Below are 23,652 nucleotides of genomic sequence, written 5' to 3' on the forward strand. Positions count from 1 at the left end.
GAGGTATCATCCTGCCCCTGATCCGCGCGACTTGCCTGTTGCCGGTTTCGACCGGGCTTTCGCGCTGGCAATCCTTCCGCGAGCGTCCTATCTCTAGGCTTCCGATGCGAAAAAGGATCAAGAGATGCGGCGTGCAGGACCCTATACGGATGCCAATCTGAAGAACGAAAGGCTTTCGGGCTGGCGCACGATCCGCCGCGTCGCGCCCTATCTGTGGCCGTCCGATCCGTCGCATTCATGGGTCAAGCGCCGGGTGGTTTTCGCCATGCTGGCGCTGTTGCTGTCCAAGCTGGTGGCGGTGTCGACCCCGCTTCTTTACAAGCAGGCGGTCGATGCGTTGGGCGCCGAGGGGGTGCCAGACCTGGTGCTTGGTGCGGTGGGGCTGACGCTGGCCTACGGCCTGGCGCGGCTGATGGCGAACGGGTTCCAGCAATTGCGCGACGCGATCTTCGCCGCGGTGGGGCAGCGGGCGCTGCGCAAGCTGGCGCTGGAAACCTTCACCCATATCCACCGGCTGTCGATGCGCTATCACATCACCCGTAAAACCGGCGGGCTTTCCCGGATCATCGAACGCGGCGTCAAGGGGGTGGAATTCCTGCTGCGCTTCCTGCTGTTTTCGATCGGGCCGTTGGTTTTGGAACTGCTGCTGATAGCCGGGATCCTGTTTTTCCTGTTCGACGTCTGGTACCTGGCCGTCGTGGCGCTGACCATCGCGCTTTACGTCTGGTTCACTTTCAAGGTGACGGAATGGCGGGTGAAGCTGCGCAAGGAAATGAACGATCAGGATACCGACGCGAACCAGAAAGCGATCGACAGCCTGCTGAATTTCGAGACCGTGAAATATTTCGGCGCCGAAGCGCGCGAGGCGGCGCGCTATGACGGCGCGATGGCGGCCTATTCGCGGGCGGCGCTGAAAACCTCTTATTCGCTGGCCTTTCTGAATTTCGGTCAGGCCTTTCTGATCACCAGCGGCCTGGTCGCGGTGATGGTGATGGCCGCCCTCGGCGTGCAGCGCGGCGATCTGAGTGTGGGCGATTTCGTCATGGTCAACGCCTACATGATCCAGATTACCATGCCGCTGAATTTCCTTGGCTCCGTCTACCGTGAAATCCGCCAGTCGCTGGTCGACATGAGCGAGATGTTCGGCCTTCTGGAACAGCCGGCCGAGGTGACGGACAAATCCGATGCGCCCGCGCTGAAGGTGTCGGGCGGGAAGGTCGATCTGGAAAACGTCGTCTTCGGCTATGATCCCGAACGGCCGATCCTGCACGGCATCAGCCTGACGGTGGAGCCGGGCAAGACCGTGGCCATCGTCGGATCGTCCGGATCGGGCAAATCGACCATCGGGCGGCTGCTGTTCCGGTTCTACGACGTGCTGGGCGGCGCGGTCAGAATCGACGGGCAGGACGTGCGCGACGTGACCCAGGACAGCCTGCACGACATGATCGGCGTGGTGCCGCAGGACACGGTGCTGTTCAACGACAGCATCCGCTACAACATCGCCTATGGGCGCGACGGCGCCAGCCAGGAAGAAATCGAGGCCGCCGCACGGGCGGCGCAGATCCACGATTTCATTGCCGCGCTGCCGCAGGGATATGACACCACGGTGGGCGAACGCGGGCTGAAACTGTCGGGCGGCGAAAAGCAGCGGGTGGGCATCGCCCGCACCCTGCTGAAGAACCCACCGATCCTGCTTTTGGACGAGGCGACATCGGCGCTCGACACCGAGACGGAACAGGAAATCCAGGGCGCGCTGGCACGGGCCGGGCAGGGGCGCACGGTGATCACCATCGCGCACCGGCTCTCCACCATCGCGGACGCCGACCGCATCGTGGTGCTGGAAAAGGGCGTGATCGTGGAAACCGGCACCCATGCCGAGCTGCTGGAACGGAAGGGCCGCTATGCCCAGCTGTGGCAGCGGCAGGCGAGCGAACAGGACGAGGCGGCCTAGGCCTAGCCCTCGATCACCCGCACCGTCAGGTTGTCGAGCGTCATCTGGTCGAAGCTGACGCCTTGCAGCCGCAGGAACTCGATTTCCTCGGCCACCAGGATGATGCCCCCGTTTTCGGTATCCTCCACCGCCGAGATTTCGCCGAAATCGAATTCCAGCCCGCCGATCAGGGTGATGCGGACGCTTTCGGTTTCGGGGTCGAAATCTGTGATGGTGACGGTTTCGGCATCGCTGCTGTCCTGCACCAGCCGCGGGTCCTGACGCACGCAGATGCAGAACCGGTCGCTGCCTTCGCCGCCGGTGATGATGTCGCCGTCATCGCCCCGTATGAAATCGTCGCCGGCCCCGCCGTTGAGCGTATCGAGGGCGTCGGGCAGGGAATTGCGCTCGGTATCGAACTGAAGGTCGCGCGCCACGATCCGGTCGTCGCCATCGCCGCCGTTCACGAGGTCGAATCCCTGATAGGAGGTCAACAGGTCGCTGCCGGCCCCGCCCGATACCGTATCGTTGTCATGTGCCGCGTTCGGGTAATCCAGCAGGTTGTCCAGCCATCTGTCATCGCCCTCGCCAAGGTCGATCAGGTCGTCGCCGCCGCCCGAGGTGACCGTGTCCGAGCCGCCGTCGGTGACGATCCGGTCATCGCCGTCGCCGGTCTTGACCCGGTCGTCGCCGGCACCGCCGTCGATGTCGTTGTCGCCATGACCCGATTGCAGGAGGTCGTTGCCGTCGCCGCCGATGATCGTGTTATCGCCGCCATTGGCGTTCAGGTCGTCATCGCCGGCCCCGCCCAGGATCAGGTCGTTGCCATCGCCGGCATCGACGGAATCGTGCCCGGCCGCGGTGCGGATTTCGTTATTCCCGTCGCCGGTGCGGACCACGTCGTCGCCTTCTTCGGTGAGAATGCGCAGATCGTTGTTATTGCCCATCTCGATGATCCTGTCATCGTCCTGGCTGCCGGCAATCGTTTCGTCGTCGTCAACGTCGTCGGATATTCCGAGGTCAAGCAGAAGAATCCCCAGCAGCAGCGGCAATACGGTCAATGCAAGCATGATGAACGCTCTCTTATATCGAAAATGAAATATAAAATTTGTGATTAATCGGAAATTCTTAAGCGCGCGTGAATCAGGGCCGGGCTTCGAACAGAATGCGAACGAAAGCGGCCCCGCGCGGAGCGGGGCCGTGCAAGGGCATGGCGGAAAAAAAGGGTGCCAGGGGGCAGGCGGGCAGGGGCCGCAACGGCCCCCGCCTTATTCCGCGGCTTTCAGTTTTTGCCCGGGCGCGCCTTTGTCCGTGTCCGCGGTGTCGAACACGTCCGGCGTGTCATCGTCCCAGATGATTTCAGGCGCGTGCAGCCTGCGCGCGGCGCGTTGCAGCGCCAGGTCGCGGGCGGCGCGGCTGGCGCGGCCCATGGACAGCGCCGCCAAGGCCCGCGCGATCCACCGCAGGTAGGTGGTGAACCAAACCCGGATCGCCAGCATCGCGGGGGTGAAGACCAGCGTCAGAACCGTGGCGATGCCCAGCCCGAACACCACCGCCGTGGCCAGCTGCTTCCACCACAGCGCGGTGGGGCTGTCGATGCTGTAGCCGCCCTGGATGAAATCCAGCGACAGGCCGAACATCATCGGCGCCAGGCCGGCCATGGTGGTCACCGTGGTCAGCAGAACCGGACGGATGCGGTCCTCGGCGGTTTTGACGATCGCCTCGATCCGCGGCATGTAGGCGGAATATTCCTGGTAGGTGTCGATCAGGACGATATTGTTGTTCACCACGATCCCGGCCAGCGCCACCACCCCGGTGCCGGTCATGATGATCGAAAAGGTCTGATCCATCACCAGCATGCCGATCAGCACCCCGGTGGTGGACAGCACCACCGCCAGCAGCACCAGCCCCGAATTGTAGAAGCTGTTGAACTGCGCCAGCAGGATGATGAACATCAGCGCAAGCGCCGCGGCGAACGCCTTGCCGAGAAAGGCCTGGCTTTCGGCCTGGTCGTCCTGGTCGCCGGTCCATTCCCATTCGATGCCGGCGGGCAGAGGATCGGTTTTCAGCCACTCGGTCAGAGCCTCGATCCGTTCGTTGGCGTTGATCGGTTCCGAAACCTCGTTGCCGTCTTCGTCGATCACGGTCTTGAACAGATTGCCGGTCACCGCCGCCTTGACGTCGAAATAGCGTTTCTGATCGACCCGGCTGATCGTCGCCAGTTTCGGCACAGGCTGGCGGGTGACGAAATTGGCCAGCGGGACCAATCCGTCGCTGGTGCGCACTTTCAGCGTGTCCAGCGTCGACAGCACCCGGTCGTCATCGGGCAGGCGGACACGGATTTCGATTTCTTCGTCCGAGGTATCGACACGCATCGTGTCCAGCAGGATGCCGCGGGTCACCAGCTGCACCATCGCGCCCACCGTGGCCACGTTGGCGCCATAGCGGCCGGCCTTTTCGACGTCGACGTCGATCTGCCAGTCGATGCCCGGCAGCGGCAGGGTGTCCTCGATCAGTTCCAGCCCCTCGGTCCGTTCGAACCGGGTGCGGACGAGGTCGGTGGCGGTGATCAGATCGTCCCAGTTGTCGCCCTTCAGCCGCAGATGCACCGGTTTGGCCGAGGCCGGGCCGCGCGCCTGGGCGAGGATTTCGATCTTGATGCCGGGGATCTGTTCCAGTTGCGCGGTCAGTTCCTCCAGCACGATGTCACCGTCCAGTTCCGGCCGGTCGGAGCGCTCTTCCCACGGAATGGTTTCCAGCTGGATTTGCCCGATCGTGTCCACCGGCGGCTGCGCCCCGCCGGTATTGCTGTTCAGGCCGCCTTCGCCGGCAAAGGAAAACGCGTTCAGCACGCCGGGATGGGCCAGCACGATGGCTTCGGCCTGCTGCACCAGCCTGTCCTTTTCAGCCAGCGACAGGTTGCCCCGGGCGCGGACATAGACGATCGCCTGTTCCGGTTCGGATTCGACGAAGAATTCGGTGCCCTTGTTGTTCGCGCCGTAGTAGCTGAACACCTGAGACACGAAGAACACCACCGCGACGACGGCGACGAGCGGCATCACCGGGTTGGCGACGATGGCCTTGATGATCCAGCCGAAGGCGGTGCGGCGGTGGCCGGCCTTGATCTTGCGCCGGCCCCAGTGGATTTCCGCGGCCTGCAGCGTGACCGATGCGGCGAAGGCGCCGAGAATGAAGATCACACCGCCCACCAACAGCGATGCCCGGCCAGCATCGCCCAGCCGGAACAGGTAGTTGGGATTGAGGACCTGCATCGCGCCGGTGAACATGACGAGCATCGCCACCGGCACCAGCGCCGCACGCACCACCCAGGGCAGCCTGCGCCGGAGGAATTCCGACATCACGTGGAACTTGCGGCTCAGCCGCCCCGACACGCCGCCCATCACCGGCAGGTAGATCAGCGCCACCACCAGCGACGCCGACAGGACAAAGATCAGCGTCACCGGCAACATGCCCATGAATTCACCCGGTACCCCAGGCCAGAACAGCATCGGCAGGAAGGCGCACAGCGTCGTCGCGGTGGAGCTGACCACCGGCCAGAACATCCGCTTGGCGGCCTCGACATAGGCATGCATCGGGCCGACGCCCTGACTGATGCGCTTGTCGGCATATTCCACCACCACGATGGCGCCGTCGACCAGCATCCCCACCGCGAGGATCAGCCCGAACATCACGATGTTGGAAATCGTCACGCCCATCGCGGCCAGCAACAGGAAGCACAGCAGGAACGACGTCGGGATCGCGAAACCCACCAGCAGCGCGGCGCGGCTGCCCAATGAGGCCAGCACCACGATCATCACCAGCGCGATCGCGGTCAGCACCGATCCCTCGAGCTGACTGACCATAGATCCCACGACCCGGCCCTGGTCGTTCGAGGTGCCAAGCCGAACCGCCGACTTCAGGTCCTCGGGCCAGTTCTCGCGCGCGATGTCGAGTTCTGCCTTCACCGCGTCGATGGTGTCGATCAGGTTGAAGCCTTTGCGCTTGACGACCTGCAGCGCCACCGTTGGCACCCCGTTGAACCGGGCGGTGCCGGCGCGGTCTTCGAAGGTTAGCCGGATATCAGCCAGATCGCCAAGCGTGACCACCCGCTGACCGTTGATCTTGACCGGCAGCGAATAGATGTCGCGCGGTTCGTCGAACGAAGACGGGATCTTGACCGAAAACGTGCCTTGTGCGGTTTCCACCTCGCCGGCGGCGACCAGCATGTTGTTCTGGGTCACCACGTTGATCAGTTCCTGCGCGGTGACGTTATAGGATTCCAGCCGCAGCGGATCGATCACCACCTCGACCATTTCATCGCGATTGCCCGCGATCCCCGCTTCCAGCACCGCGTCGAGCGATTCCAGCTGGTCCTGCAGGTTCTTGGCGACCCGGTACATAGTGCGCTCGGGCACGTCGCCGGTCAGGTTGACGATCAGGATCGGGAATTCCGAGAAGTTGATTTCATTGACTGTGTACTTTTCGAACCCTTGCGGAAACTGGCCTTCTGCTGTCGACATGGCGTCGCGCACATCGGCCATCACCTTGGTCTTGTCCCAGCCGAATTCGAATTCCAGCGCCACCCCGGCATAGCCTTCGGCGGCGGTGGCCGACATCTTCTTCAGCCCGTCCAGTCCGGCCAGCTCGGTTTCCATCGGCTTGACCAGCAGGGTTTCGGAATCCTCGGCCGAAATGCCGGGGAAGGGCACCGACACGAACAGCGCCGGAATTTCGATATCCGGCTCGCCTTCTTTCGGCAGTCCGAAATAGGCATATCCGCCGGCCAGCAGCGACAGCAGGATGAAGGCCAGCACCATGCGGGCGCGGGCGGCGGCCCAGTCGACGATACCGGTCATTGCACCAGTTCCTGATAGCTCGGTTCGACCTTGACACCATCGACCACGTATTCCTGGCCCAGCACGATCACGTCGGCGGTTTCGGCCAATCCGGTGATCCAGACCCCGGCGGCGGTATCGCGGATCAGGGTGACCGGGTTGAAGGCGACGATATCGCCGTCCTCCACGATCCGAACGCCAAGGTGGCCGTCATCGTCCAGCGTCAGCGCGGATTGCGGCAACAGATGCGCCTTGGTCCCGGCCGAGGCGATCAGGATCTCGGCGGTCTGGCCGTCGCGGATGCTCATGTCACCGTTGGCCACTTCGATGTCGACGCGGAAGGTGCGCGTCTGCGGGTCGGCCGAGCGCGACAGGAATGTCACCCGGCCGCGCACCTCGCGCCCGTCGCTCAACCGCGCCCCGGCCAGGCTGCCCAGTGACACCCGGCCGACCTGGGTTTCCGGCACATAACCGACGACCTTGATCGGATCGAGCTGGATCACCGTGGCGCAGAGGGCCCCGGCGCTGAGCAGGCTGCCCAGTTCGGCGGTGTCGCTTTCCAGCAGCCCGGCGAAGGGGGCGGTGATGGTCAGGCGTTCGATTTCCTTTTCCGCGGTGGCGACATTGGCTTCGGCGGCGCGGATGCCGGCCTGGGCGGCTTCAAGCCCGGACCGGGCCGATTCCACCGCCGCTTCGGCCGATTTCACCGCCGCCTGGGTCGAGGCCAGCCGGGTGGTGGACGCAAAACCGTCCTTCGACAGTTCCGATGCGACGGTGTCATTGATCTGTGCTTCTTCCAGCAGGGCCTGCGCTTTCTTCACCTGCGCGTCGGCCTGGGGAACCTGTGCCTGGGCATTGGCAAGCTGCGCCTGCGCATTGGCAAGAACCGAGGGCCGGGTGCCGGGATCGAGTTTGCACAATTCCTGGCCGGTCTCGACGAAACTGCCCTTGCGCAGCGGATCGGAAATCACCTGACCGGTGGTTTCGGCGCGTACCTCGACCTGGCGGGCCGCTTCGGTTTCACCGCGCAGCACCACGGCGCTGTCGATTTCGCGGCTTTGCGACCGCCGGACCAATACCTTCATGACCGGCTTTGCGTCGGCGTCCTCCACGGCGGGGGCGGGGTCTTCCACGGTTTCCACGGTCTGTTCGGCATCGCTGACGGCAAAGGCGATCAGTGCATCGCGCTTCATCACCAGCAGGAACAAAACGACGGTCACGATGATCGCAGTCAGAATCGGTACAATGCGCATTCGAAGTCCTTAAGCTATATCAACGTCTCAGGAGCCGTAGCTGGCGCTTTCACGAAAAATTGCAAGCCCGCCGGGTCCTGTCTAAACAGATCGGTTCAGTTTTTACGCCTCTGATGTTTAAGGTGCAAGCAGATAGACGGTCGTGGTGGCGCGCCTTGCGCTGGCCCTTGGCAGGCCCGGTGCTTCGCGCTAAGAGGGGGAAAATCAAGGGGGCACGGTTGTGAGCGATACCGACAGTTTTATCGAGGAAGTGACCGAAGAGGTGCGCCGGGACCGGCTGTTCGGGCTGATGCGCCGCTATGGCTGGATCGCGGTGCTGGCGGTTGTGCTGCTGGTCGGGGGTGCGGCATGGAACGAATGGCGCAAGGCGCAGGACCTGGCCGCGGCACAGGTGCTTGGCGACGGGATCGTGGCCGCGCTTGATCAGGATGCCCCGGCGGCCCGCGCCGAAGCGCTGGCCGCGATTGACGCGGAAACGCCGCAGGGCGATGTCGTCGTCGCGCTGCTGCGCGCTGCCGAGCTGGAACAGGCCGGCGAGGATGTGGCGGCGGTCGAAATCCTCGACGCGCTGGCCGCCAATGGCGAGGCCGCGCCGATCTATCGCCAGCTGGCCGGGTTCAAATCGGTGCTGCTGCAGGCCGACACGCTGGCCGCCGATCAGCGGCGCCTGCGACTGGAAGGGCTGATCCAGACCGGATCGACCCTGCGGCTTCTGGCCGAGGAGCAGCTAGCGCTGATCGACATTTCCGAGGATGCCCCGCAGTCGGCGATCGAACGGCTGCAGCGGATCGTGGCCGATGCCGAGGCCACGTCGGGCTTGCGTCGCCGCGCCTCGCAGTTGATTGTGGCGCTTGGGGGCGATACCGCCGCGACGACACAGACCAACTGATGCTGCCATTTCCGGCGGTTTCGGGATTATTTGACAGAGGGCAGTATTGGTGAAACGCAGTTCCTTCGTTCTAGGCATGGTGGCGGTTTCGCTGCTGGCGGCCTGTACCGAAAAAGAAGTCATTCTGCCGGGCAAACGTGAAGATATCCGTTCGATTCTGACGGAGAACGCCGCTGAGGATGCCGCGCCGCGCACCGCCGCGATCCGCCGGCTGACGCTGCCCCGGACCCGCAACAACAGCAGCTGGACCCACCGCATCGGCACGCCGAAATACCGCCCTGCGCATCCCGCGCTGGCCGCGGCCCCCGCGCTGGCCTGGAGCGCCGACATCGGTGTCGGCGACGGCAAGCGCAATCGCATCACCGCCGACCCGGTGGTCGATCAGGGCCGCGTCTTCACGCTGGACGCCGAAGCACTGGTCACCGCCACCTCGACCGCCGGCGCCACGCTTTGGCAGACCAACCTGACCCCCGCGCAGGATCAGCCGGGCGATGCATCCGGCGGCGGGCTGGCGCTTGGTGCCGGCAAGCTGTTCGTGGCTTCGGGTTTTGGCACGCTGACCGCGATCGACCCGGCCAGCGGCAAGGTGCTGTGGCAGCAAAAACTGGGCGAAACCGGATCGGGCGCCCCCACTGTTTACGGCGACCTGGTCTATCTGACCGGCGGCGACGATACCGCCTGGGCGCTCGAGGTCGATACCGGCCGCGTGCGCTGGCAATTGTCGCAGGCGCCCGACGTGAACAACGTTCTCGGTGCCTCGGCCCCCGCGGTGAACGACAAGTTCGTGATCTTCGCCTATGGCGACGGCGCGTTGCATGGGGCGTTCCGCAAGGGCGGGCTGCGGCTGTGGTCGAGCTATGTTTCGGGGCAGCGCCGGTTCAAGTCGCTTGCCAAGATCGGCGACATCACCGGCGACCCGGTGATCGACGGCAACACCGTTTATGTCGGGTCCCATTCCGGGCGCCTGGTGGCGCTGGACATCAATACCGGGAAACGAATCTGGACCGCCACCGAGGGCGCGATCAGCCCAGTCTGGCCGGTCGGCGGGTCGGTTTTCGCGCTGACAGATCAGAACGAACTGGTGCGGCTCAACGCCAGCGACGGCAGCCGCATCTGGGGCACGAAACTGCCCAACTTCGTGAAATTCCAACCGCGCAAGGCCGCCGAGGTCTATGCCCATTACGGCCCGGTTCTGGCTGGCGGGCAGCTGGTCGTGGCGTCCAATGACGGGCTGCTGCGGTTCTTCGACCCGGTCACCGGCGATCTGACCCGCACCGTCGAGGTGCCGGGCGGCGCGACCACCGCGCCGGTGGTGGCGGGCGGCACGCTTTACGTCGTCGGCACGAAAGGTCAATTGTTCGCTTTCCGTTGACCGAAACTTGGTGTAACAGGGCGGCTTGATCCGTTTTGGAGCGTTAAATGAGCTTTACCCTCGCCATCGTGGGGCGCCCGAATGTGGGCAAATCCACACTGTTCAACCGCTTGGTTGGTAAACGCCTGGCCCTGGTCGACGACCAGCCGGGCGTGACCCGTGACCTGCGCGAAGGCGATGCCAAGCTGGGCGATCTGCGCTTTACCGTGATCGATACCGCCGGTCTGGAAGACGCCACCGACGACAGCCTGCAGGGCAGGATGCGGCGGCTGACCGAACGGGCGGTGGACATGGCCGATATCTGCCTGTTCATGATCGATGCGCGCGTCGGCGTGACGCCGGTGGACGAAATGTTCGCCGAGATTCTGCGCAAACGGTCCAAGCACGTGATCCTTGCCGCCAACAAGGGCGAAGGCAAGGCCGCCGATGCCGGCGTTCTGGAAGCCTATGCCCTGGGGCTGGGAGAACCGCTGCGCCTGTCGGCCGAACATGGCGAAGGCATGGACGAACTGATGCATGTGCTGCGGCCGCTGGCCGATGAATATGCGGAAAAAGCGGCCGCGCACCTGCCGGAAACCGACGTCGCGCTGGACGAGGATGACGACGAGGACGAGGAAGGCTTCCGCAAGCCGACCTTTGAAAAACCGTTGCAGGTGGCGGTGATCGGACGGCCCAATGCCGGCAAATCGACACTGATCAACAAGATCCTCGGCGAGGACCGGCTGCTGACCGGACCCGAGGCGGGCATCACCCGTGACGCGATTTCGCTGACCATCGACTGGAACGGTCTGCCGGTGCGGATCTGGGACACCGCCGGTATGCGTAAGCGCGCCAAGGTTCAGGACAAGGTGGAGAAGCTGTCGGTGTCTGATGGCCTGCGCGCGGTGAAATTCGCCGAAGTCGTCATCATCCTGCTCGATGCCGCGATTCCCTTCGAACAGCAGGACCTGCGCATCGCCGACCTGGCCGAACGCGAAGGCCGCGCGGTGATCGTGGCAGTGAACAAATGGGACGTGGAAGAGCACAAGCAGGAAAAGCTGCGTGAATTGCGAGAAGCGTTTGAACGGCTGCTGCCGCAACTGCGCGGCGCGCCGCTGGTTACCGTGTCGGCCAAGACCGGACGCGGCTTGGACCGGCTGCAGGCCGCGGTGGAAAAGGCCTACGAGGTCTGGAACCGCCGGATATCCACGGCGAAGCTGAACCGCTGGCTGACCTCGATGCTGGAACAGCACCCGCCGCCCGCGCCGGGCGGACGCCGGATCAAGCTGCGTTACATGACTCAGGCCAAGACGCGGCCGCCGGGCTTCGTGGTGATGTGTTCGCATCCCGACAAGATCCCGGGCAGCTATTCGCGTTACCTGGTCAACGGGCTGCGGGAAGATTTCGACATGCCCGGCACGCCGATCCGGCTGACCATGCGCGGTCAGAGCGACAAGAATCCCTACAAGGCAAAACGGGAAAAGAAACCCGGCGCCTTGGGCAAACACCTGGCGAAAAAGCGCGGACAGCCGCGCGACTGAGACCCCGCACGCGGTTCCGGCCGCGCAAGGGGTTGAGAAAATTTCCGCTCTGCTTACAGTTATTGCAACCGGCGCCGCCCGCGCCGGTTGTTTTGCATTGGTGGCCATCTATTTGGTCAAGAAACTGTTGTCTGCGTGATTTAGGGAAGCAGCAAACCGTGCCGGCGCACGGAAGGCCCCCGGAATACCGAACCTTGAGGAAAGCCATGTCTGTCAGGGATTACACGAAGGATTACATCGAAAAAGACAACCGCATCGCCGCGGTCAGCTATTTCGGAACCTTTCTCGTCTATTTCGCCTCGCTCTGGGCGGCGATCCATTGGGCCACGATCTGGTGGGCGGTGGTGCCGCTGGTGATCCTCAACGCCTTTTCCGGGGTGCGGCTGTACGTGCTGCAGCACGATTGCGGCCACGCTTCGCTGTTCGACACCCGGCGGCAGAACGATCTGGCCGGTTACGGCCTGTCGGTCTTCACCCTGACGCCCTACTGGGCGATGCGGCATAACCACAACCTGCATCACGCCCATGTCGGCAATCTCGACCACCGCGAAGACGGCGAGATCTACACGATGACCCTGGCCGAATGGAACGCGGCGGGCTTTGGCAAGCGGCTCTATTACCGGCTCTACCGCAACCCATTCGTGTTGATGCTTGTTGGCGGTATCTTCGTCTATTTCCTGCGCTACCGCTGGCCCAAGAATACGCTGAAGGCCGGGATCGCCGGGGTTCTGGCGCATAACCTGGCGCTGGCGGCCTGGCTGCTTGCATTGTGGCTGCTGGCGGGTAAGATCGGGCTGGCGGTCTGGGCGGCGACGGCGGTGGTGGCCGGGGCGATCGGCGTCTTCCTAGTCTACCTGCAGCACAATTTCGAAGACACCTACTGGGATCGCCGCCCAGACCTCGATCCCTCGGTCGCGGCGCTGAAAGGATCCTCGGCGCTTGATCTCGGCTGGTGGTGGGATCTGGGGACCGGCAATATCGCCTATCACGACATCCACCATTATGACCCGCGCATCCCGTCCTACCGGCTGCGTAAATGCCACCGCGAGATCGGTCATGCCCTGGCGCCGCAGACCAATATCGTGAAATGGCCTCAGGCGATCGCTTCCTTCCGGTTGAAGCTCTGGGACGAGGAGAAGGGCAAGCTGGTGCCGTTCCCGCGCGCCCGGCAGGCGCGCCTCGCCACCGCCTGAACGGGCTACCGACTGAACAAAAGGTGCGGCCTTTCAGGCCGCGCAGGTTTTGCTTCGCCTTGGGGCGAAGCGGAATGGGGCGCTGCCCCCAAACCCCCGGGATATTTGCAAAAAGGAGAAGCAGAGGCGCCTCTTGTCTTCTCCTGTTTCAAAATATCTTGGGGGATGAATTGGCCGCAGGCCAAGAAGGGGGCAAGGCCCCCTTCAAACGACCCGGTACGGGCTAAACCTGACTGCGCGTCAGCGCAGTCAATCAGATCAGGCTGCCGTCGGCTGCAAGGATCGATTTGCCGCCGAGATAGGGATGCAAGGCCTCGGGCAGGGCGACCGATCCGTCTTCCTGCTGGCCGTTTTCCAGCACCGCGATCAGCGCCCGGCCGACGGCGAGGCCCGAGCCGTTCAGCGTGTGCAGGAATTCCGGCTTGCCGCCGCCCGCCGGCTTGAAGCGGGCATTCATCCGCCGGGCCTGGAAATCGCCGCAGACCGAAACCGAGCTGATTTCGCGATAGGTGTTCTGCCCCGGCAGCCAGACCTCGATATCGTGGGTCTTCTGTGCGCCGAAACCCATGTCGCCGGTGCACAGCACTACGGTGCGGTAGGGCAGGCGCAGATGTTCAAGGATGCCCTCGGCGCAGCGGGTCATGCGCTCGTGTTCTTCCAGCGATTTGTCCGGATGCGTCACCGACACCATTTCAACCTTTTCGAACTGGTGCTGGCGCAGCATGCCGGCGGTATCGCGCCCGGCGCTGCCCGCTTCGGAGCGGAAACATTGGGTATGGGCCACGTAGCGGCGCGGCAGGTAGCTTTCTTCCAGGGTTTCGCCATTGACGATGTTGGTCAGCGACACCTCGGCGGTGGGCACCAGCCACCAGCCATTGGTGGTCTGGTAGCTGTCTTCGCCGAATTTCGGCAACTGCCCGGTGCCCAGCATCATTTCTTCGCGCACCAGGACCGGGGTCCAGGTCTCGGACAGGCCGTTTTCGTCCACGTGGGTGTCGATCATGAACTGCGCCAGCGCCCGGTGCAGGCGGGCCACCGCGCCCGACAGGACCACGAAGCGCGATCCGCTGAGCTTGGCGGCGGTTTCGAAATCCATTCCCGGTTTCACGCCGGCCAGTTCGTAATGTTCCTTCGGCTGGAAATCGAATTCGCGCGGGGTGCCCCAGCGGCGAATCTCGACATTGTCTGCCTCGTCCGCGCCCTCGGGCACATCGGCCAGTGGCGCGTTGGGGATGGTCATCAGCAGCTCGCCCAGCTTCTGGTCGAGTTCCTTCGCTTCGGCCTGCATCGCGGTCACTTCGGCCTTCTTGTCGCCAACTAGCGCGCGCAGGCGTTCGAATTCGGCCTCGTCGCCCTTGGCCTTGGCCGCACCGACTTCCTTGGCGGCCTTCTTCTGGTCGGACTGGGCGGTTTCGGCGGCCAGGATCTTGGCGCGGCGCGCCTCGTCCAGGGCCAGGATTTCGGATGACATCGGCGCGGCCCCACGGCGGGCAAGCGCGGCGTCGAAGGCGCCTGGGTTTTCGCGGATGGCGCGGATGTCATGCATTGGGAAGGCTCCGGTTGGCTGAGTCGATTGTCCGCCGAGGTTATTGCGTATTTTGCGCGGCTTGCAAACCGGTTCGCATTTTGCAACCCGGCCGCGGCTTCGCGTTCGAAAAGGGGAGACGGGGCCGGCGGAGAGGGGCCGGCCCCGGAGTTCGCACAGGCGATCGAGTGGTGCCCGGCGAACTCGACCCGGGCGGTCCTGAGCCGTGGGCAGGCGGGATCGTGCATCAGGACCGGGTTTCGGCAGCGATCGCGCGCCCGGTGCGACCGGGGGCAGGGCATAGGAACTGTCCGGAAACCGGCTGAAACTGCCGTAACGATACGGCATGGGGCGCGGGCGCGATATGCAGGAATTCCGGACCATTGAATTCCTGACTTGACGGAACCCGCGCCGCTGCTTCGCGTCGTGCCTTGCAAAACCCCACAACGCCACATAGTTTCCGGGACGAAAATGCAGGGACTTCCCTGACAACAAAGCAAAGGATGCACTTGATGGAATCCATCGGCCAGTTCGTACCCCTGATCCTGATCTTCGTGATCATGTATTTCCTGCTGATCCGCCCGCAGCAGAAGAAGATGAAAGACCACCAGGCAATGGTGTCGGCGCTGCGCCGGGGCGATCAGGTGGTGACGCAGGGCGGCCTGATCGGCAAGGTATCCAAGGTCAAGGACGAGACCGAGATCGAGGTCGAACTGGCCGAAGGCGTCAAGGTGCGCGTGGTCAAGGCGACCATCGCCCAGGTCGTGAACAAGACCGAACCGGCCGCCGAATCCTGATTTTCCCGGCCCCTGACGGGCCTGAAAAGCGAAAGCTGCACATATGCTACAGATTGATCTGTGGAAGCGCGTGGTGATCTGGGGGCTTTGCGCCCTCGGATTGCTGCTGGCGCTTCCCAATGCCTTTTACACGCGGGTGGAAACCAGCAACGATGCCGTGGCGGCCCTTGAATCGGGGGCGTCCGGCGGCGGGTTGGAAGAACAGGCGGGGCTCTGGCCCGCCTTTTTGCCGTCCGGGCTGGTCAATCTGGGGCTTGATCTGCGCGGCGGGGCGCATCTTCTGGCCGAGGTTCAGGTCGAGGATGTCTACGAGGCCCGGCTGCAGGCGATGTGGCCCGAGGTGCGCGACCTGCTGCGCGAGGAACGCGATGAAATCGGCACCATCCGGTTGCAGAAAACCGACGGTCATGAATTGCGGGTGCGGCTGAACCAGAAACCGGAAATGGCCGCGCGCGCCGCCGAACTGGTGCGCGGACTGGCCCGCCCGGTGGTCAGCCTGACCGGGGCAGGGGCCAGCGATATCGAGGTCAGCGTCGACGGCGCCGACATCGTGGTCACGCTGAGCGAAGCCGAACGCCTTGCCACCGACGAACGCACGGTCAAGCAGGCGCTGGAAATCATTCGCCGCCGGATCGACGAGGTCGGCACCCGCGAACCCACCATCCAGCGCCAAGGTGCCGACCGGATTCTGATCCAGGTGCCCGGCGTCGGATCGGCGGCCGAATTGAAAGACATCATCGGCACCACCGCGCAGCTGTCGTTCCAGCCTGTGGTGACCCGCACCGGCAACGCCGACATGCCGCCCGGCGCGGGCAACGAATTGCTGCCCTCGCTGGATGACGAAGGCGTCTATTACGTGCTGGAACAGGCGCCGGTCGTCACCGGCGAGGAACTGGTCGACGCGCAGCCGTCCTTCGATCAGAACGGCCGCCCGGCCGTGACCTTCCGCTTCAACACCACCGGGGCGCGCAAGTTCGGCGATTACACCGCCGAAAACATCGGCAATCCCTTCGCCATCGTTCTGGATGACGAGGTGATCAGCGCCCCCGTCATCCAGGCCCATATCGCCGGCGGTTCGGGAATCATCACCGGCAATTTCACCGTCGAGGAAAGCACCAACCTGGCCGTTCTGCTGCGCGCCGGCGCATTGCCGGCGGGGCTGAATTTCCTCGAAGAACGCACCATCGGGCCGGAACTGGGCGCCGACAGTATCGAGGCGGGCAAGATCGCCTGTATCGTCGCCTTTGCCGGGGTGCTGGTATTCATGATGCTGAGCTACGGTTTGTTCGGCGTCTTCGCCAATGTAGCGCTTTTGATCAACGTGGCGCTGATCTTCGGCGCGCTTTCGCTGATTGGCGGCACGCTGACCCTGCCGGGGATTGCCGGGATCGTTCTGACCATCGGCATGGCGGTGGACGCCAACGTCCTCGTCTTCGAACGTATCCGCGAGGAAATCCGCACCGCCAAGGGACCGGCCCGCGCGATCGAGCTGGGCTATGACCGGGCGCTGTCGGCGATCATCGATGCCAACATCACCACTTTCATCATCTCGGTGATCCTGTTCACGCTGGGTTCGGGCCCGGTACGGGGCTTCGCCATCACGCTGGGCTTGGGCATCCTGACCTCGGTCTTCACCGCGATCTTCGTGACCCGTCTCCTGATCGTGATGTGGTTCGAACGTCGCCGTCCCAAAACGATTGAGGTCTGACATGCGCCTGAGATTTTTCCGCGAAGTTCCGAAATTCGATTTCTTCCGCTTCCAATGGGCAACGCTGGGCCTGTCGGGCGTTCTGGTGGTGCTGTCGCTGGTCGCCTGGGGGGTGATCGGGCTGAACTTCGGCATCGATTTCCGCGGTGGCACAACGATCCGAACCCAGTCCGAACAAGCTGTGGACGTGGGCGCCTATCGCGACGCGCTGACCCCGCTGGAACTGGGCGACGTGTCGATCGCCGAGGTGTTCGATCCGACCTTTACCGAGGATCAGCACGTTGCGATGATCCGTATCCAGGCCCAGGACGGGCAGGAAAGCGTCAGCCAGCAGACCGTCGCGAAGATCGAGGCGGCGCTTCAGCAGGTGGACGAAACCATCAGTTTCCCGCTGGTCGAATCGGTGGGGCCGAAAGTGTCGGGCGAACTGATCTGGACCGCGGTCCTCGCTGTCGGCGCGTCGCTGGCGGCGATCCTGTTCTATATCTGGCTGCGCTTCGAATGGCAGTTTTCGGTCGGCGCGGTGGCAGCCCTGGCGCATGACGTGATCCTGACGATCGGGATCTTTTCGGTGCTGCAGATCCGTTTCGACCTGGCGACCATCGCGGCGCTGCTGACCATCATCGGCTATTCGATCAACGACACGGTGGTGATCTTCGACCGGCTGCGCGAGAACCTGATCAAGTTCAAATCGACGCCGCTGCGCGACCTGATGAACCTGACCGCCAACGAAACCCTGAGCCGGACCTTGATGACCTCTGGCACCACGCTGCTGGCACTGATCGCCATGCTGATCCTCGGCGGTGACGTGATCCGCGGCTTCATCTTTGCCATTACCTGGGGCGTCGTCGTCGGCACCTATTCGTCGGTCTATGTCGCCAAGAACATCGTTCTGATGCTGGGGGTGAAGCGCGACTGGTCGAAGCCGGACAGCAACCAGGGGAACCAGTTCGCCAACGTGGATGCCTGAGATCCTCGGTGAGCTTCTGGCCTATGAGGGGCTGGGCTGGCTGATTTCAGGGGTGTTTCTGGCCGGCGCCGTGCGCGGGTTTACCGGGTTCGGCGCGGCGCTGGTCTACATGCCCATCGCCGGGCAGTTCATGCCGCCGGTCTGGGCGCTGATCACGCTGGTGCTGATGGAGGTGGTCGGTCCGCTGCCCAACATTCCGGCCGCGATCCGCACCGCCCGCCTTGACGAGGTGCGGCGGTTGGCGACCGGCGCTCTGATCGCGCTGCCGCTGGGGTTGCTGATCCTGTTTGCCATCGACCCCGCGCTGTTCCGCTATGGCGTCTGCATCATGACCCTGACCGTGCCGGTTCTGCTGGCCTGCGGGATCAGGCTGCGGCGCGCGATCGGACCGGGGTTGCAATACGGTACCGGCACCCTGTCGGGGTTCCTGGGCGGGGTGGCAGGCGTGCCCGGGCCGCCGGTGATCCTGCTTTTCATGGCGTCGGAAAGGCCGGCCTGGGTGATCCGCGCCAACGTGATGCTGTACCTGCTGGTTTTCGACCTGGCGACAATCGCGTTGCTGACCGCGCAGGGAAGGATGGAGATGATGCCGGTGCTGCTGGGCGCGGTTCTGGTGCTGCCGAATCTGCTGGGCAATCTGGCCGGGGCCGCTATGTTCCGCCCCGAACGACAGCGGCTTTACCGTTCGGCCGGATACGGCATAACGCTGTTGTCGGGGCTGGCTGGCTTGCCGCTCTGGGATTGAGAGGACACAGGATGCAACTGACCGAGGTGACATTCGACGACGCGGTGCCGGTGGATGGATACGGGCCGGGGTTTTTCCGGATCGGCGGGCAGGTTCTGCACGGCGCGGTGATCGTGACCGCCGACAAGGCCCGTGTCTGGGACGGGTTGGAGGCCGATGGCGCGGCTCTGCTGGCGCTGGCCGGGGACGTCGACGTGGTGTTTGTCGGCATGGGGGCCGAGATCGCCCACCTGCCTGCCGATCTGCGCCAGCGGATGGAGGCGGCGGGGATCGGGGTGGAGGTGATGAATTCGCCCTCGGCCTGCAGGACCTACAACGTGCTGGTGTCGGAAGGTCGGCGCGTGGCGCTGGCCGCGCTGCCGGTGTGAGATTCCGGTCGGGATTTTCGCCGGTCGCAAGGTGCGTGTCAGAGGGGCGCTGCCCCTCTTGGCTTGGGGGCCAATTCACCCCGGAATATTTCTGAACAAAAGAAGCGCCACGGATACGCATGGCGCAGTGCCGCATCCCGTGCGATGGCGCTTTTCGCGGGGCCTTCAATGGGATAGGAGGGATGCATGGAATTGACTGTTTCTGATCTCTCTGTCGCGCGCGGCGGCATCCCGGTTCTGGAAGGGGTGTCGTTTGCCATCGCCAGTGGCGAGGCCCTGGTGCTGCGCGGGCCGAACGGGATCGGCAAGACGACGCTGCTGCGCACCGTGGCCGGGCTGCAGCCGCCGCTGAGTGGATCGGTGGGGCTGGAACGTGACGCGATGGCCTATGCCGGTCATGCCGACGGGATCAAGTCGGTGCTGAGCGTGCGCGAGAACCTGCAGTTCTGGGCCGATGTATTCGAAACCGGTTCGATCGATGCGGCGCTTGAGGCGTTCGACCTTGGGGCGCTGGAAAACCGCGCTTCCGGAGGGCTGTCGGCGGGGCAGAAACGACGGCTTGGGTTGGCGCGGATGGTGGTGACCGGGCGGCCGGTCTGGGTGCTGGACGAACCGACCGTGTCGCTGGATGCGGCCTCGGTCGTGATGTTCGCCGAGGCAGTGCGGGCGCATCTGGCGGGCGGCGGGCTGGCACTGCTGGCGACCCATATCGATCTGGGACTGGCCGAGGCGCGGGTGCTGGACGTGGAGCCTTTCAAGGCCGCGCCACCTGATCTGGACGATTTTGACGGAGCCTTCCTGTGATTGCACTGCTGACAAGGGACCTGCGGTTGGCGGTGCGCGCCGGTGGCGGCTTTGGCCTTGGTCTGGCCTTTTTCCTGATCGTGGTGGTGCTGGTGCCGTTCGGGGTGGGGCCGGAAAGCGGGCTGTTGTCGAAGATCGCGCCGGGCATCCTGTGGCTGGGCGCGTTGCTTGCCTGCCTTTTGTCGCTGGACCGGATTTTCGCGCTGGATTGGGAGGACGGGTCGCTTGACCTGCTGGCCACCGCGCCGCTGCCAATGGAGGCTATCGTCAGCATCAAGGCGCTGGCGCACTGGATCACGACCGGGCTGCCGCTGGTGCTGGCGGCGCCGGTGTTCGGGCTGCTGTTGAACCTGCCCGACGCGGGGTATGTGCCGCTGGTCATTTCGCTGCTGCTTGGCACGCCGGCGCTGTCGGTGATCGGTACCTTCGGGGCGGCGCTGACCGTTGGATTGAAACGTGGCGGGTTGCTTCTGAGCCTGCTGGTACTGCCGCTTTACGTGCCGACGCTGATCTTCGGCGCGGAAATGGCGCGCCGGTCGATCGAGGGGCTGGACGCCACGACGCCGTTGCTGATGCTGGCGGGGATCACCTGCGGCACAATCGCGCTTTTGCCTTTTGCATCTGCTGCGGTACTCAGGGTGAACCTGCGCTGACGCGGATGTGACTTGCACCGGGCGCGGGAGGAGATAGGAAAAGCATATGGGCTCGATCTGGGAATACGCCAATCCGAAGAAGTTCATTACCACCACGGACAGGTTGCTGCCGTGGGTGTCGGCGCTTGCGCTTGTGGCGCTGGTCGGCGGGCTGGTCTGGGGGTTCTTTTTCACCCCCGATGATTACAAGCAGGGATCGACGGTCAAGATCATCTATCTGCACGTTCCAAGCGCGCTGATGGCGATCAACGCTTGGATGATGATGCTGGTGGCGTCGCTGATCTGGATCGTGCGGCGGCACCACGTGTCGGCGCTGGCGGCCCGCGCGGCGGCGCCGGTGGGCGCGGTGATGACGCTGATCGCGCTGATCACCGGGGCGATCTGGGGCCAACCGATGTGGGGCACCTGGTGGGAATGGGATCCGCGGCTGACCTCGTTCCTGATCCTGTTCCTGTTCTACCTGGGCTACATGGCGCTGTGGGCGGCGATCGAGGATGACGATACCGCGGCGGACCTGACCTCGATCCTGTGCCTGGTGGGATCGGTCTTTGCGCTTCTCAGCCGCTACGCGGTGAATTTTTGGAACCAGGGGCTGCATCAGGGCGCGTCGCTGTCGATGGACAAGGAAGAAAACGTCGCCGACGTGTTCTATTATCCGCTACTTGTCAGCATCGCGGGCTTCATCCTGCTGTTCATTGCGTTGGTCTTCCTGCGCACCCAGACCGAAATTCGTGCCCGCCGGATGCGGGCGCTGCTGGCCCGTGAAAGGATGAAGTGATGCCCGATCTTGGAAAATACGCCGAGGCGGTGCTGTCGTCCTACGTGTTGTCGATCCTGCTGGTCGTAGCCTTGGTCGCGGTCAGCATCCGCCGTGCGCGAAAGATGAAGAACGCGCTGGAAGAAGTTGAAAAACGGGGCAAATCAAATGGCTAGGATCAATCCGATGATGATCGCGCCGCCGGTGATCTTCGCCGGTCTGGCGGCGATGTTCTGGATCGGCATGGGGCGGGAAAACCCCGACGAATTGCCCTCGGCCCTGGCCGGGAAACAGGCTCCGGCGGTGCAGGTCGTGCCGTTGGGGGATGCGCCCGTGTTCGACGATGCCAGCCTGCGCGACGGCAAGGTTAAGCTGGTGAATTTCTGGGCGTCCTGGTGCGCGCCGTGCCGGGTCGAACACCCCAATCTGGAAAAGCTCGCCGAACAGGGCGTGACAATCTACGGGGTCAATTACAAGGACGAAGCGCCCAAGGCGCTTGGCTTCCTTGCCGAACTGGGCAATCCCTATGCCGCCCTGGGGGCGGACGAAAGCGGTCGCATGGCGCTGAACTGGGGCGTCTACGGCGTGCCGGAAACCTATGTGATCGACGGCGAGGGCAACATCCTTATGCGCCATGCCGGACCGATCACCCAGCGGACGCTGGAAGGTGAACTGGGCAAGGCCATCGCCGAGGCGGCAGGCGACTAGGTCCGCCAGAAGGCCGGGGTGAACAGCACGAAGACCGACAGGATTTCCAGACGCCCCACCAGCATCCCGAAGATCATCAGCCACTTGGCGGTGGCCGGGAAGGCGTTCAGCGCGCCCGAGCCGCCGACCTCGGGCCCGTAGGCGGGGCCGACATTGGCGATCGCCGTCCAGGCGGCGGTGAGCGCGGTGGCATTGTGAAGTCCGGTCAGTTCCAGCGCCACGGTCAGCAGCCCGAAGGTCAGCAGGAAGAAGGCGAAGAAGGCGATCACCGAGTTGAAGACGTCCTCACCGATCGGCTGTTTCCCCAGCTTGGGCGTGACAACCGAATGCGGGGTCTGGATGCGCCGGAACTGTGCCTTGAGCGCTTCGATCACCACCAGCCAGCGGAAGATCTTGATCGAACAGCCGGTCGAGGCGGTGCAGCCGCCGACCAGCCCGGCCGCAAGGATGACGGTCAGCGGGAAGGGCCCCCAGCCGGTGACATCGGCGCTGGAATAGCCGGTGCCGGAAAACAGCGTGACGATATTGAAGGTGGTTTCGCGCAGCACCACCCAGAAATCGCCGGATTCGTGGATCAGCCGCCAGATCACCACCGCGGCGATGCAATAGGCCGTCCAGCGCAGATAGGTGCGCACCTGCACGTCTTCCCACAGTGGGCGGCTGTGGCCCTGGCTCAGCTGCACGAAGCGGATGAACGGCATCGAGGCCAGCAGCATGAACACCGCGGACACGTATTCCAGCGGTCCGGAAAAGGCCGCGAAGGAGGCGTCGGAATTGGCGAAGCCACCCGTGGACATCGTCGACATCGACACCACCGTCGCGTCCAGCGTAGACATGCCCAGAATGCGATAGCAGAGCCAGCAGATCACCGTCAGCAAGATATAGGTGCTCAGTAGTGCGCGGGCGATATCGGGCGCGCGCGGCAGAATCTTGCCCAGCGTGTCGAATCCCTCGGAGCGGAAAAACTGCATCCCGCCCAACCCCATCACCGGCAGGAAGATCATCGCCACCACGACAATCCCGAGGCCGCCGAGCCATTGCAGGATGCCGCGCCACAGCAGGGTTCCCTGCGGCAGGGATTCGATATTTTCGAACACTGTCGATCCGGTGGTCGTCATGCCCGAAACCGCTTCGAAATAGGCATCGGTCAGCCCCACATTCGGTTCGCCGAGGATGAAGGGCAGGGCCCCGACCAGCGGCAGGTAGGCCCATGTGCCGGTGGTCAGCAGGAACGCTTCGCGGGTGCTGATATCGCGCGACCGCCGGTTATTGGTCGCCAGCACGACCAGAACGCCGACCAGCAGAGCGAATCCGGCGGTTTCGCCGAAGACAAAGGGGCTTTGATCTCCGCTGGCCCAGTCGAGGATCATGCACGGCAACATCGCCAGGCCCATTGCGACGGTGAGATAGCCGTTTATGCGCGTGACCTGACTGTAGTGCATCGCCCGTTTCCCGGTTGTTCGGGCTGAGTTAACGCCTGCCTGTTGGTAAGGTCCAGAGGGAATAAGAGGTGTCGGGGCGTCCGGTTAGACTGTCGTGTCGACAGCGGCCAGAGAAAGGTCCCGGCGCGTGGCCGGGACCGCGGTGTTCTTTCGCACGCCTGGCGACGCAACCTGTCGCGCATC

The 23,652-nt window shown here is 64.0% G+C and carries 20 protein-coding genes; 15 read left to right on the forward strand and 5 right to left on the reverse strand.

Annotated elements, in window-relative coordinates:
- The first annotated feature begins 124 nt into the window (after window positions 1–124).
- A complete protein-coding gene (locus tag IT775_RS11435; RefSeq protein ID WP_212701249.1) occupies window positions 125–1,951 on the forward strand; it encodes an ABCB family ABC transporter ATP-binding protein/permease in 1,827 nt (608 codons plus the stop codon).
- A gap of 2 nt (window positions 1,952–1,953) precedes the next feature.
- Here IT775_RS11435 and IT775_RS11440 read toward each other — a convergent pair whose 3' ends face one another.
- The 3 genes from IT775_RS11440 to IT775_RS11450 all read right to left on the reverse strand — a co-directional run bounded on the left by IT775_RS11440 (window position 1,954) and on the right by IT775_RS11450 (window position 8,018).
- The gene (locus tag IT775_RS11440) at window positions 1,954–3,000 is read right to left on the reverse strand and encodes a calcium-binding protein (RefSeq protein ID WP_212701250.1); all 1,047 of its coding nucleotides are present in this window, start codon (window positions 2,998–3,000) and stop codon (window positions 1,954–1,956) included.
- A 198-nt stretch (window positions 3,001–3,198) separates the two neighbouring features.
- Window positions 3,199–6,786: an efflux RND transporter permease subunit gene (locus IT775_RS11445; protein WP_212701251.1), complete on the reverse strand. Its 3,588-nt coding sequence runs from the start codon at window positions 6,784–6,786 to the stop codon at window positions 3,199–3,201.
- Complete coding sequence (locus tag IT775_RS11450; protein ID WP_212701252.1) at window positions 6,783–8,018, reverse strand: efflux RND transporter periplasmic adaptor subunit; 1,236 nt, start codon at window positions 8,016–8,018, stop codon at window positions 6,783–6,785. The genes IT775_RS11445 and IT775_RS11450 overlap by 4 nt, the downstream gene beginning before the upstream one ends.
- Before the next feature lie 220 nt (window positions 8,019–8,238).
- On the opposite strand from IT775_RS11450, the gene IT775_RS11455 reads away from it, so the two are divergent.
- The 4 genes from IT775_RS11455 to IT775_RS11470 all read left to right on the forward strand — a co-directional run bounded on the left by IT775_RS11455 (window position 8,239) and on the right by IT775_RS11470 (window position 12,992).
- A complete protein-coding gene (locus IT775_RS11455) occupies window positions 8,239–8,907 on the forward strand; it encodes a hypothetical protein (RefSeq protein ID WP_212701253.1) in 669 nt (222 codons plus the stop codon).
- Window positions 8,908–8,956: 49 nt separating this feature from the next.
- Complete coding sequence (locus IT775_RS11460; protein WP_343231138.1) at window positions 8,957–10,279, forward strand: PQQ-like beta-propeller repeat protein; 1,323 nt, start codon at window positions 8,957–8,959, stop codon at window positions 10,277–10,279.
- Window positions 10,280–10,326: 47 nt separating this feature from the next.
- Window positions 10,327–11,799, forward strand: a complete 1,473-nt coding sequence (gene der / locus IT775_RS11465; protein ID WP_212701254.1) for a ribosome biogenesis GTPase Der — start codon at window positions 10,327–10,329, stop codon at window positions 11,797–11,799.
- 206 nt (window positions 11,800–12,005) lie between these two features.
- Window positions 12,006–12,992 carry a fatty acid desaturase gene (locus tag IT775_RS11470; protein ID WP_212701255.1) on the forward strand — a complete coding sequence of 329 codons (987 nt, stop codon included), beginning with the start codon at window positions 12,006–12,008 and terminating at the stop codon, window positions 12,990–12,992.
- A gap of 253 nt (window positions 12,993–13,245) precedes the next feature.
- Here IT775_RS11470 and serS read toward each other — a convergent pair whose 3' ends face one another.
- Window positions 13,246–14,538, reverse strand: a complete 1,293-nt coding sequence (gene serS / locus IT775_RS11475; protein ID WP_212701256.1) for a serine--tRNA ligase — start codon at window positions 14,536–14,538, stop codon at window positions 13,246–13,248.
- Window positions 14,539–15,029: 491 nt separating this feature from the next.
- Here serS and yajC point away from each other — a divergent pair, with 491 nt between their 5' ends.
- From yajC to IT775_RS11525, 10 genes are all read left to right on the forward strand, one after another.
- Window positions 15,030–15,314: a preprotein translocase subunit YajC gene (gene yajC, locus IT775_RS11480; RefSeq protein ID WP_212701257.1), complete on the forward strand. Its 285-nt coding sequence runs from the start codon at window positions 15,030–15,032 to the stop codon at window positions 15,312–15,314.
- A gap of 43 nt (window positions 15,315–15,357) precedes the next feature.
- A complete protein-coding gene (gene secD, locus IT775_RS11485; RefSeq protein ID WP_212701258.1) occupies window positions 15,358–17,022 on the forward strand; it encodes a protein translocase subunit SecD in 1,665 nt (554 codons plus the stop codon).
- A gap of 1 nt (window position 17,023) precedes the next feature.
- Complete coding sequence (gene secF / locus IT775_RS11490; RefSeq protein WP_212701259.1) at window positions 17,024–17,992, forward strand: protein translocase subunit SecF; 969 nt, start codon at window positions 17,024–17,026, stop codon at window positions 17,990–17,992.
- On the forward strand, window positions 17,985–18,737 hold the full coding sequence (locus IT775_RS11495; protein ID WP_212701260.1) for a sulfite exporter TauE/SafE family protein: 753 nt from the start codon (window positions 17,985–17,987) through the stop codon (window positions 18,735–18,737). Before secF ends, IT775_RS11495 begins: the two co-directional genes overlap by 8 nt.
- Window positions 18,738–18,748: 11 nt before the next feature.
- A complete protein-coding gene (locus IT775_RS11500; protein ID WP_212701261.1) occupies window positions 18,749–19,105 on the forward strand; it encodes an Mth938-like domain-containing protein in 357 nt (118 codons plus the stop codon).
- Window positions 19,106–19,291: 186 nt separating this feature from the next.
- Window positions 19,292–19,909 (forward strand): heme ABC exporter ATP-binding protein CcmA, encoded by a 618-nt coding sequence (gene ccmA / locus IT775_RS11505; RefSeq protein ID WP_212701262.1) that lies wholly within the window; start codon window positions 19,292–19,294, stop codon window positions 19,907–19,909.
- Window positions 19,906–20,562: a heme exporter protein CcmB gene (gene ccmB, locus IT775_RS11510; RefSeq protein ID WP_212701263.1), complete on the forward strand. Its 657-nt coding sequence runs from the start codon at window positions 19,906–19,908 to the stop codon at window positions 20,560–20,562. Before ccmA ends, ccmB begins: the two co-directional genes overlap by 4 nt.
- A 46-nt stretch (window positions 20,563–20,608) precedes the next feature.
- Window positions 20,609–21,340 (forward strand): heme ABC transporter permease, encoded by a 732-nt coding sequence (locus tag IT775_RS11515; protein ID WP_212701264.1) that lies wholly within the window; start codon window positions 20,609–20,611, stop codon window positions 21,338–21,340.
- Window positions 21,340–21,495, forward strand: a complete 156-nt coding sequence (gene ccmD, locus IT775_RS11520; protein ID WP_218958598.1) for a heme exporter protein CcmD — start codon at window positions 21,340–21,342, stop codon at window positions 21,493–21,495. Before IT775_RS11515 ends, ccmD begins: the two co-directional genes overlap by 1 nt.
- Window positions 21,488–22,027: a DsbE family thiol:disulfide interchange protein gene (locus tag IT775_RS11525; RefSeq protein ID WP_212701266.1), complete on the forward strand. Its 540-nt coding sequence runs from the start codon at window positions 21,488–21,490 to the stop codon at window positions 22,025–22,027. Before ccmD ends, IT775_RS11525 begins: the two co-directional genes overlap by 8 nt.
- On the opposite strand, the gene IT775_RS11530 is transcribed toward IT775_RS11525, so the two are convergent.
- Window positions 22,024–23,469, reverse strand: a complete 1,446-nt coding sequence (locus IT775_RS11530; protein WP_212701267.1) for a TrkH family potassium uptake protein — start codon at window positions 23,467–23,469, stop codon at window positions 22,024–22,026. The two genes, IT775_RS11525 and IT775_RS11530, sit on opposite strands and share 4 nt — an antisense overlap.
- Window positions 23,470–23,652: the final 183 nt, after the last annotated feature.

Source organism: Thalassovita aquimarina, assembly GCF_018219815.1.
Classification (GTDB): domain Bacteria; phylum Pseudomonadota; class Alphaproteobacteria; order Rhodobacterales; family Rhodobacteraceae; genus Thalassobius; species Thalassobius aquimarinus.

What these genes read in the sequence shown, in the direction of transcription:
- IT775_RS11435 (WP_212701249.1), top strand. Translation starts at nt 125, where the DNA reads ATGCGGCGTGCAGGACCCTATACGGATGCCAATCTGAAGAACGAAAGG.
- IT775_RS11440 (WP_212701250.1), bottom strand. Translation starts at nt 3,000, where the DNA reads ATGCTTGCATTGACCGTATTGCCGCTGCTGCTGGGGATTCTTCTGCTT.
- IT775_RS11445 (WP_212701251.1), bottom strand. Translation starts at nt 6,786, where the DNA reads ATGACCGGTATCGTCGACTGGGCCGCCGCCCGCGCCCGCATGGTGCTG.
- IT775_RS11450 (WP_212701252.1), bottom strand. Translation starts at nt 8,018, where the DNA reads ATGCGCATTGTACCGATTCTGACTGCGATCATCGTGACCGTCGTTTTG.
- der (WP_212701254.1), top strand. Translation starts at nt 10,327, where the DNA reads ATGAGCTTTACCCTCGCCATCGTGGGGCGCCCGAATGTGGGCAAATCC.
- IT775_RS11470 (WP_212701255.1), top strand. Translation starts at nt 12,006, where the DNA reads ATGTCTGTCAGGGATTACACGAAGGATTACATCGAAAAAGACAACCGC.
- serS (WP_212701256.1), bottom strand. Translation starts at nt 14,538, where the DNA reads ATGCATGACATCCGCGCCATCCGCGAAAACCCAGGCGCCTTCGACGCC.
- yajC (WP_212701257.1), top strand. Translation starts at nt 15,030, where the DNA reads ATGGAATCCATCGGCCAGTTCGTACCCCTGATCCTGATCTTCGTGATC.
- secD (WP_212701258.1), top strand. Translation starts at nt 15,358, where the DNA reads ATGCTACAGATTGATCTGTGGAAGCGCGTGGTGATCTGGGGGCTTTGC.
- secF (WP_212701259.1), top strand. Translation starts at nt 17,024, where the DNA reads ATGCGCCTGAGATTTTTCCGCGAAGTTCCGAAATTCGATTTCTTCCGC.
- IT775_RS11495 (WP_212701260.1), top strand. Translation starts at nt 17,985, where the DNA reads ATGCCTGAGATCCTCGGTGAGCTTCTGGCCTATGAGGGGCTGGGCTGG.
- IT775_RS11500 (WP_212701261.1), top strand. Translation starts at nt 18,749, where the DNA reads ATGCAACTGACCGAGGTGACATTCGACGACGCGGTGCCGGTGGATGGA.
- ccmA (WP_212701262.1), top strand. Translation starts at nt 19,292, where the DNA reads ATGGAATTGACTGTTTCTGATCTCTCTGTCGCGCGCGGCGGCATCCCG.
- IT775_RS11515 (WP_212701264.1), top strand. Translation starts at nt 20,609, where the DNA reads ATGGGCTCGATCTGGGAATACGCCAATCCGAAGAAGTTCATTACCACC.
- ccmD (WP_218958598.1), top strand. Translation starts at nt 21,340, where the DNA reads ATGCCCGATCTTGGAAAATACGCCGAGGCGGTGCTGTCGTCCTACGTG.
- IT775_RS11525 (WP_212701266.1), top strand. Translation starts at nt 21,488, where the DNA reads ATGGCTAGGATCAATCCGATGATGATCGCGCCGCCGGTGATCTTCGCC.
- IT775_RS11530 (WP_212701267.1), bottom strand. Translation starts at nt 23,469, where the DNA reads ATGCACTACAGTCAGGTCACGCGCATAAACGGCTATCTCACCGTCGCA.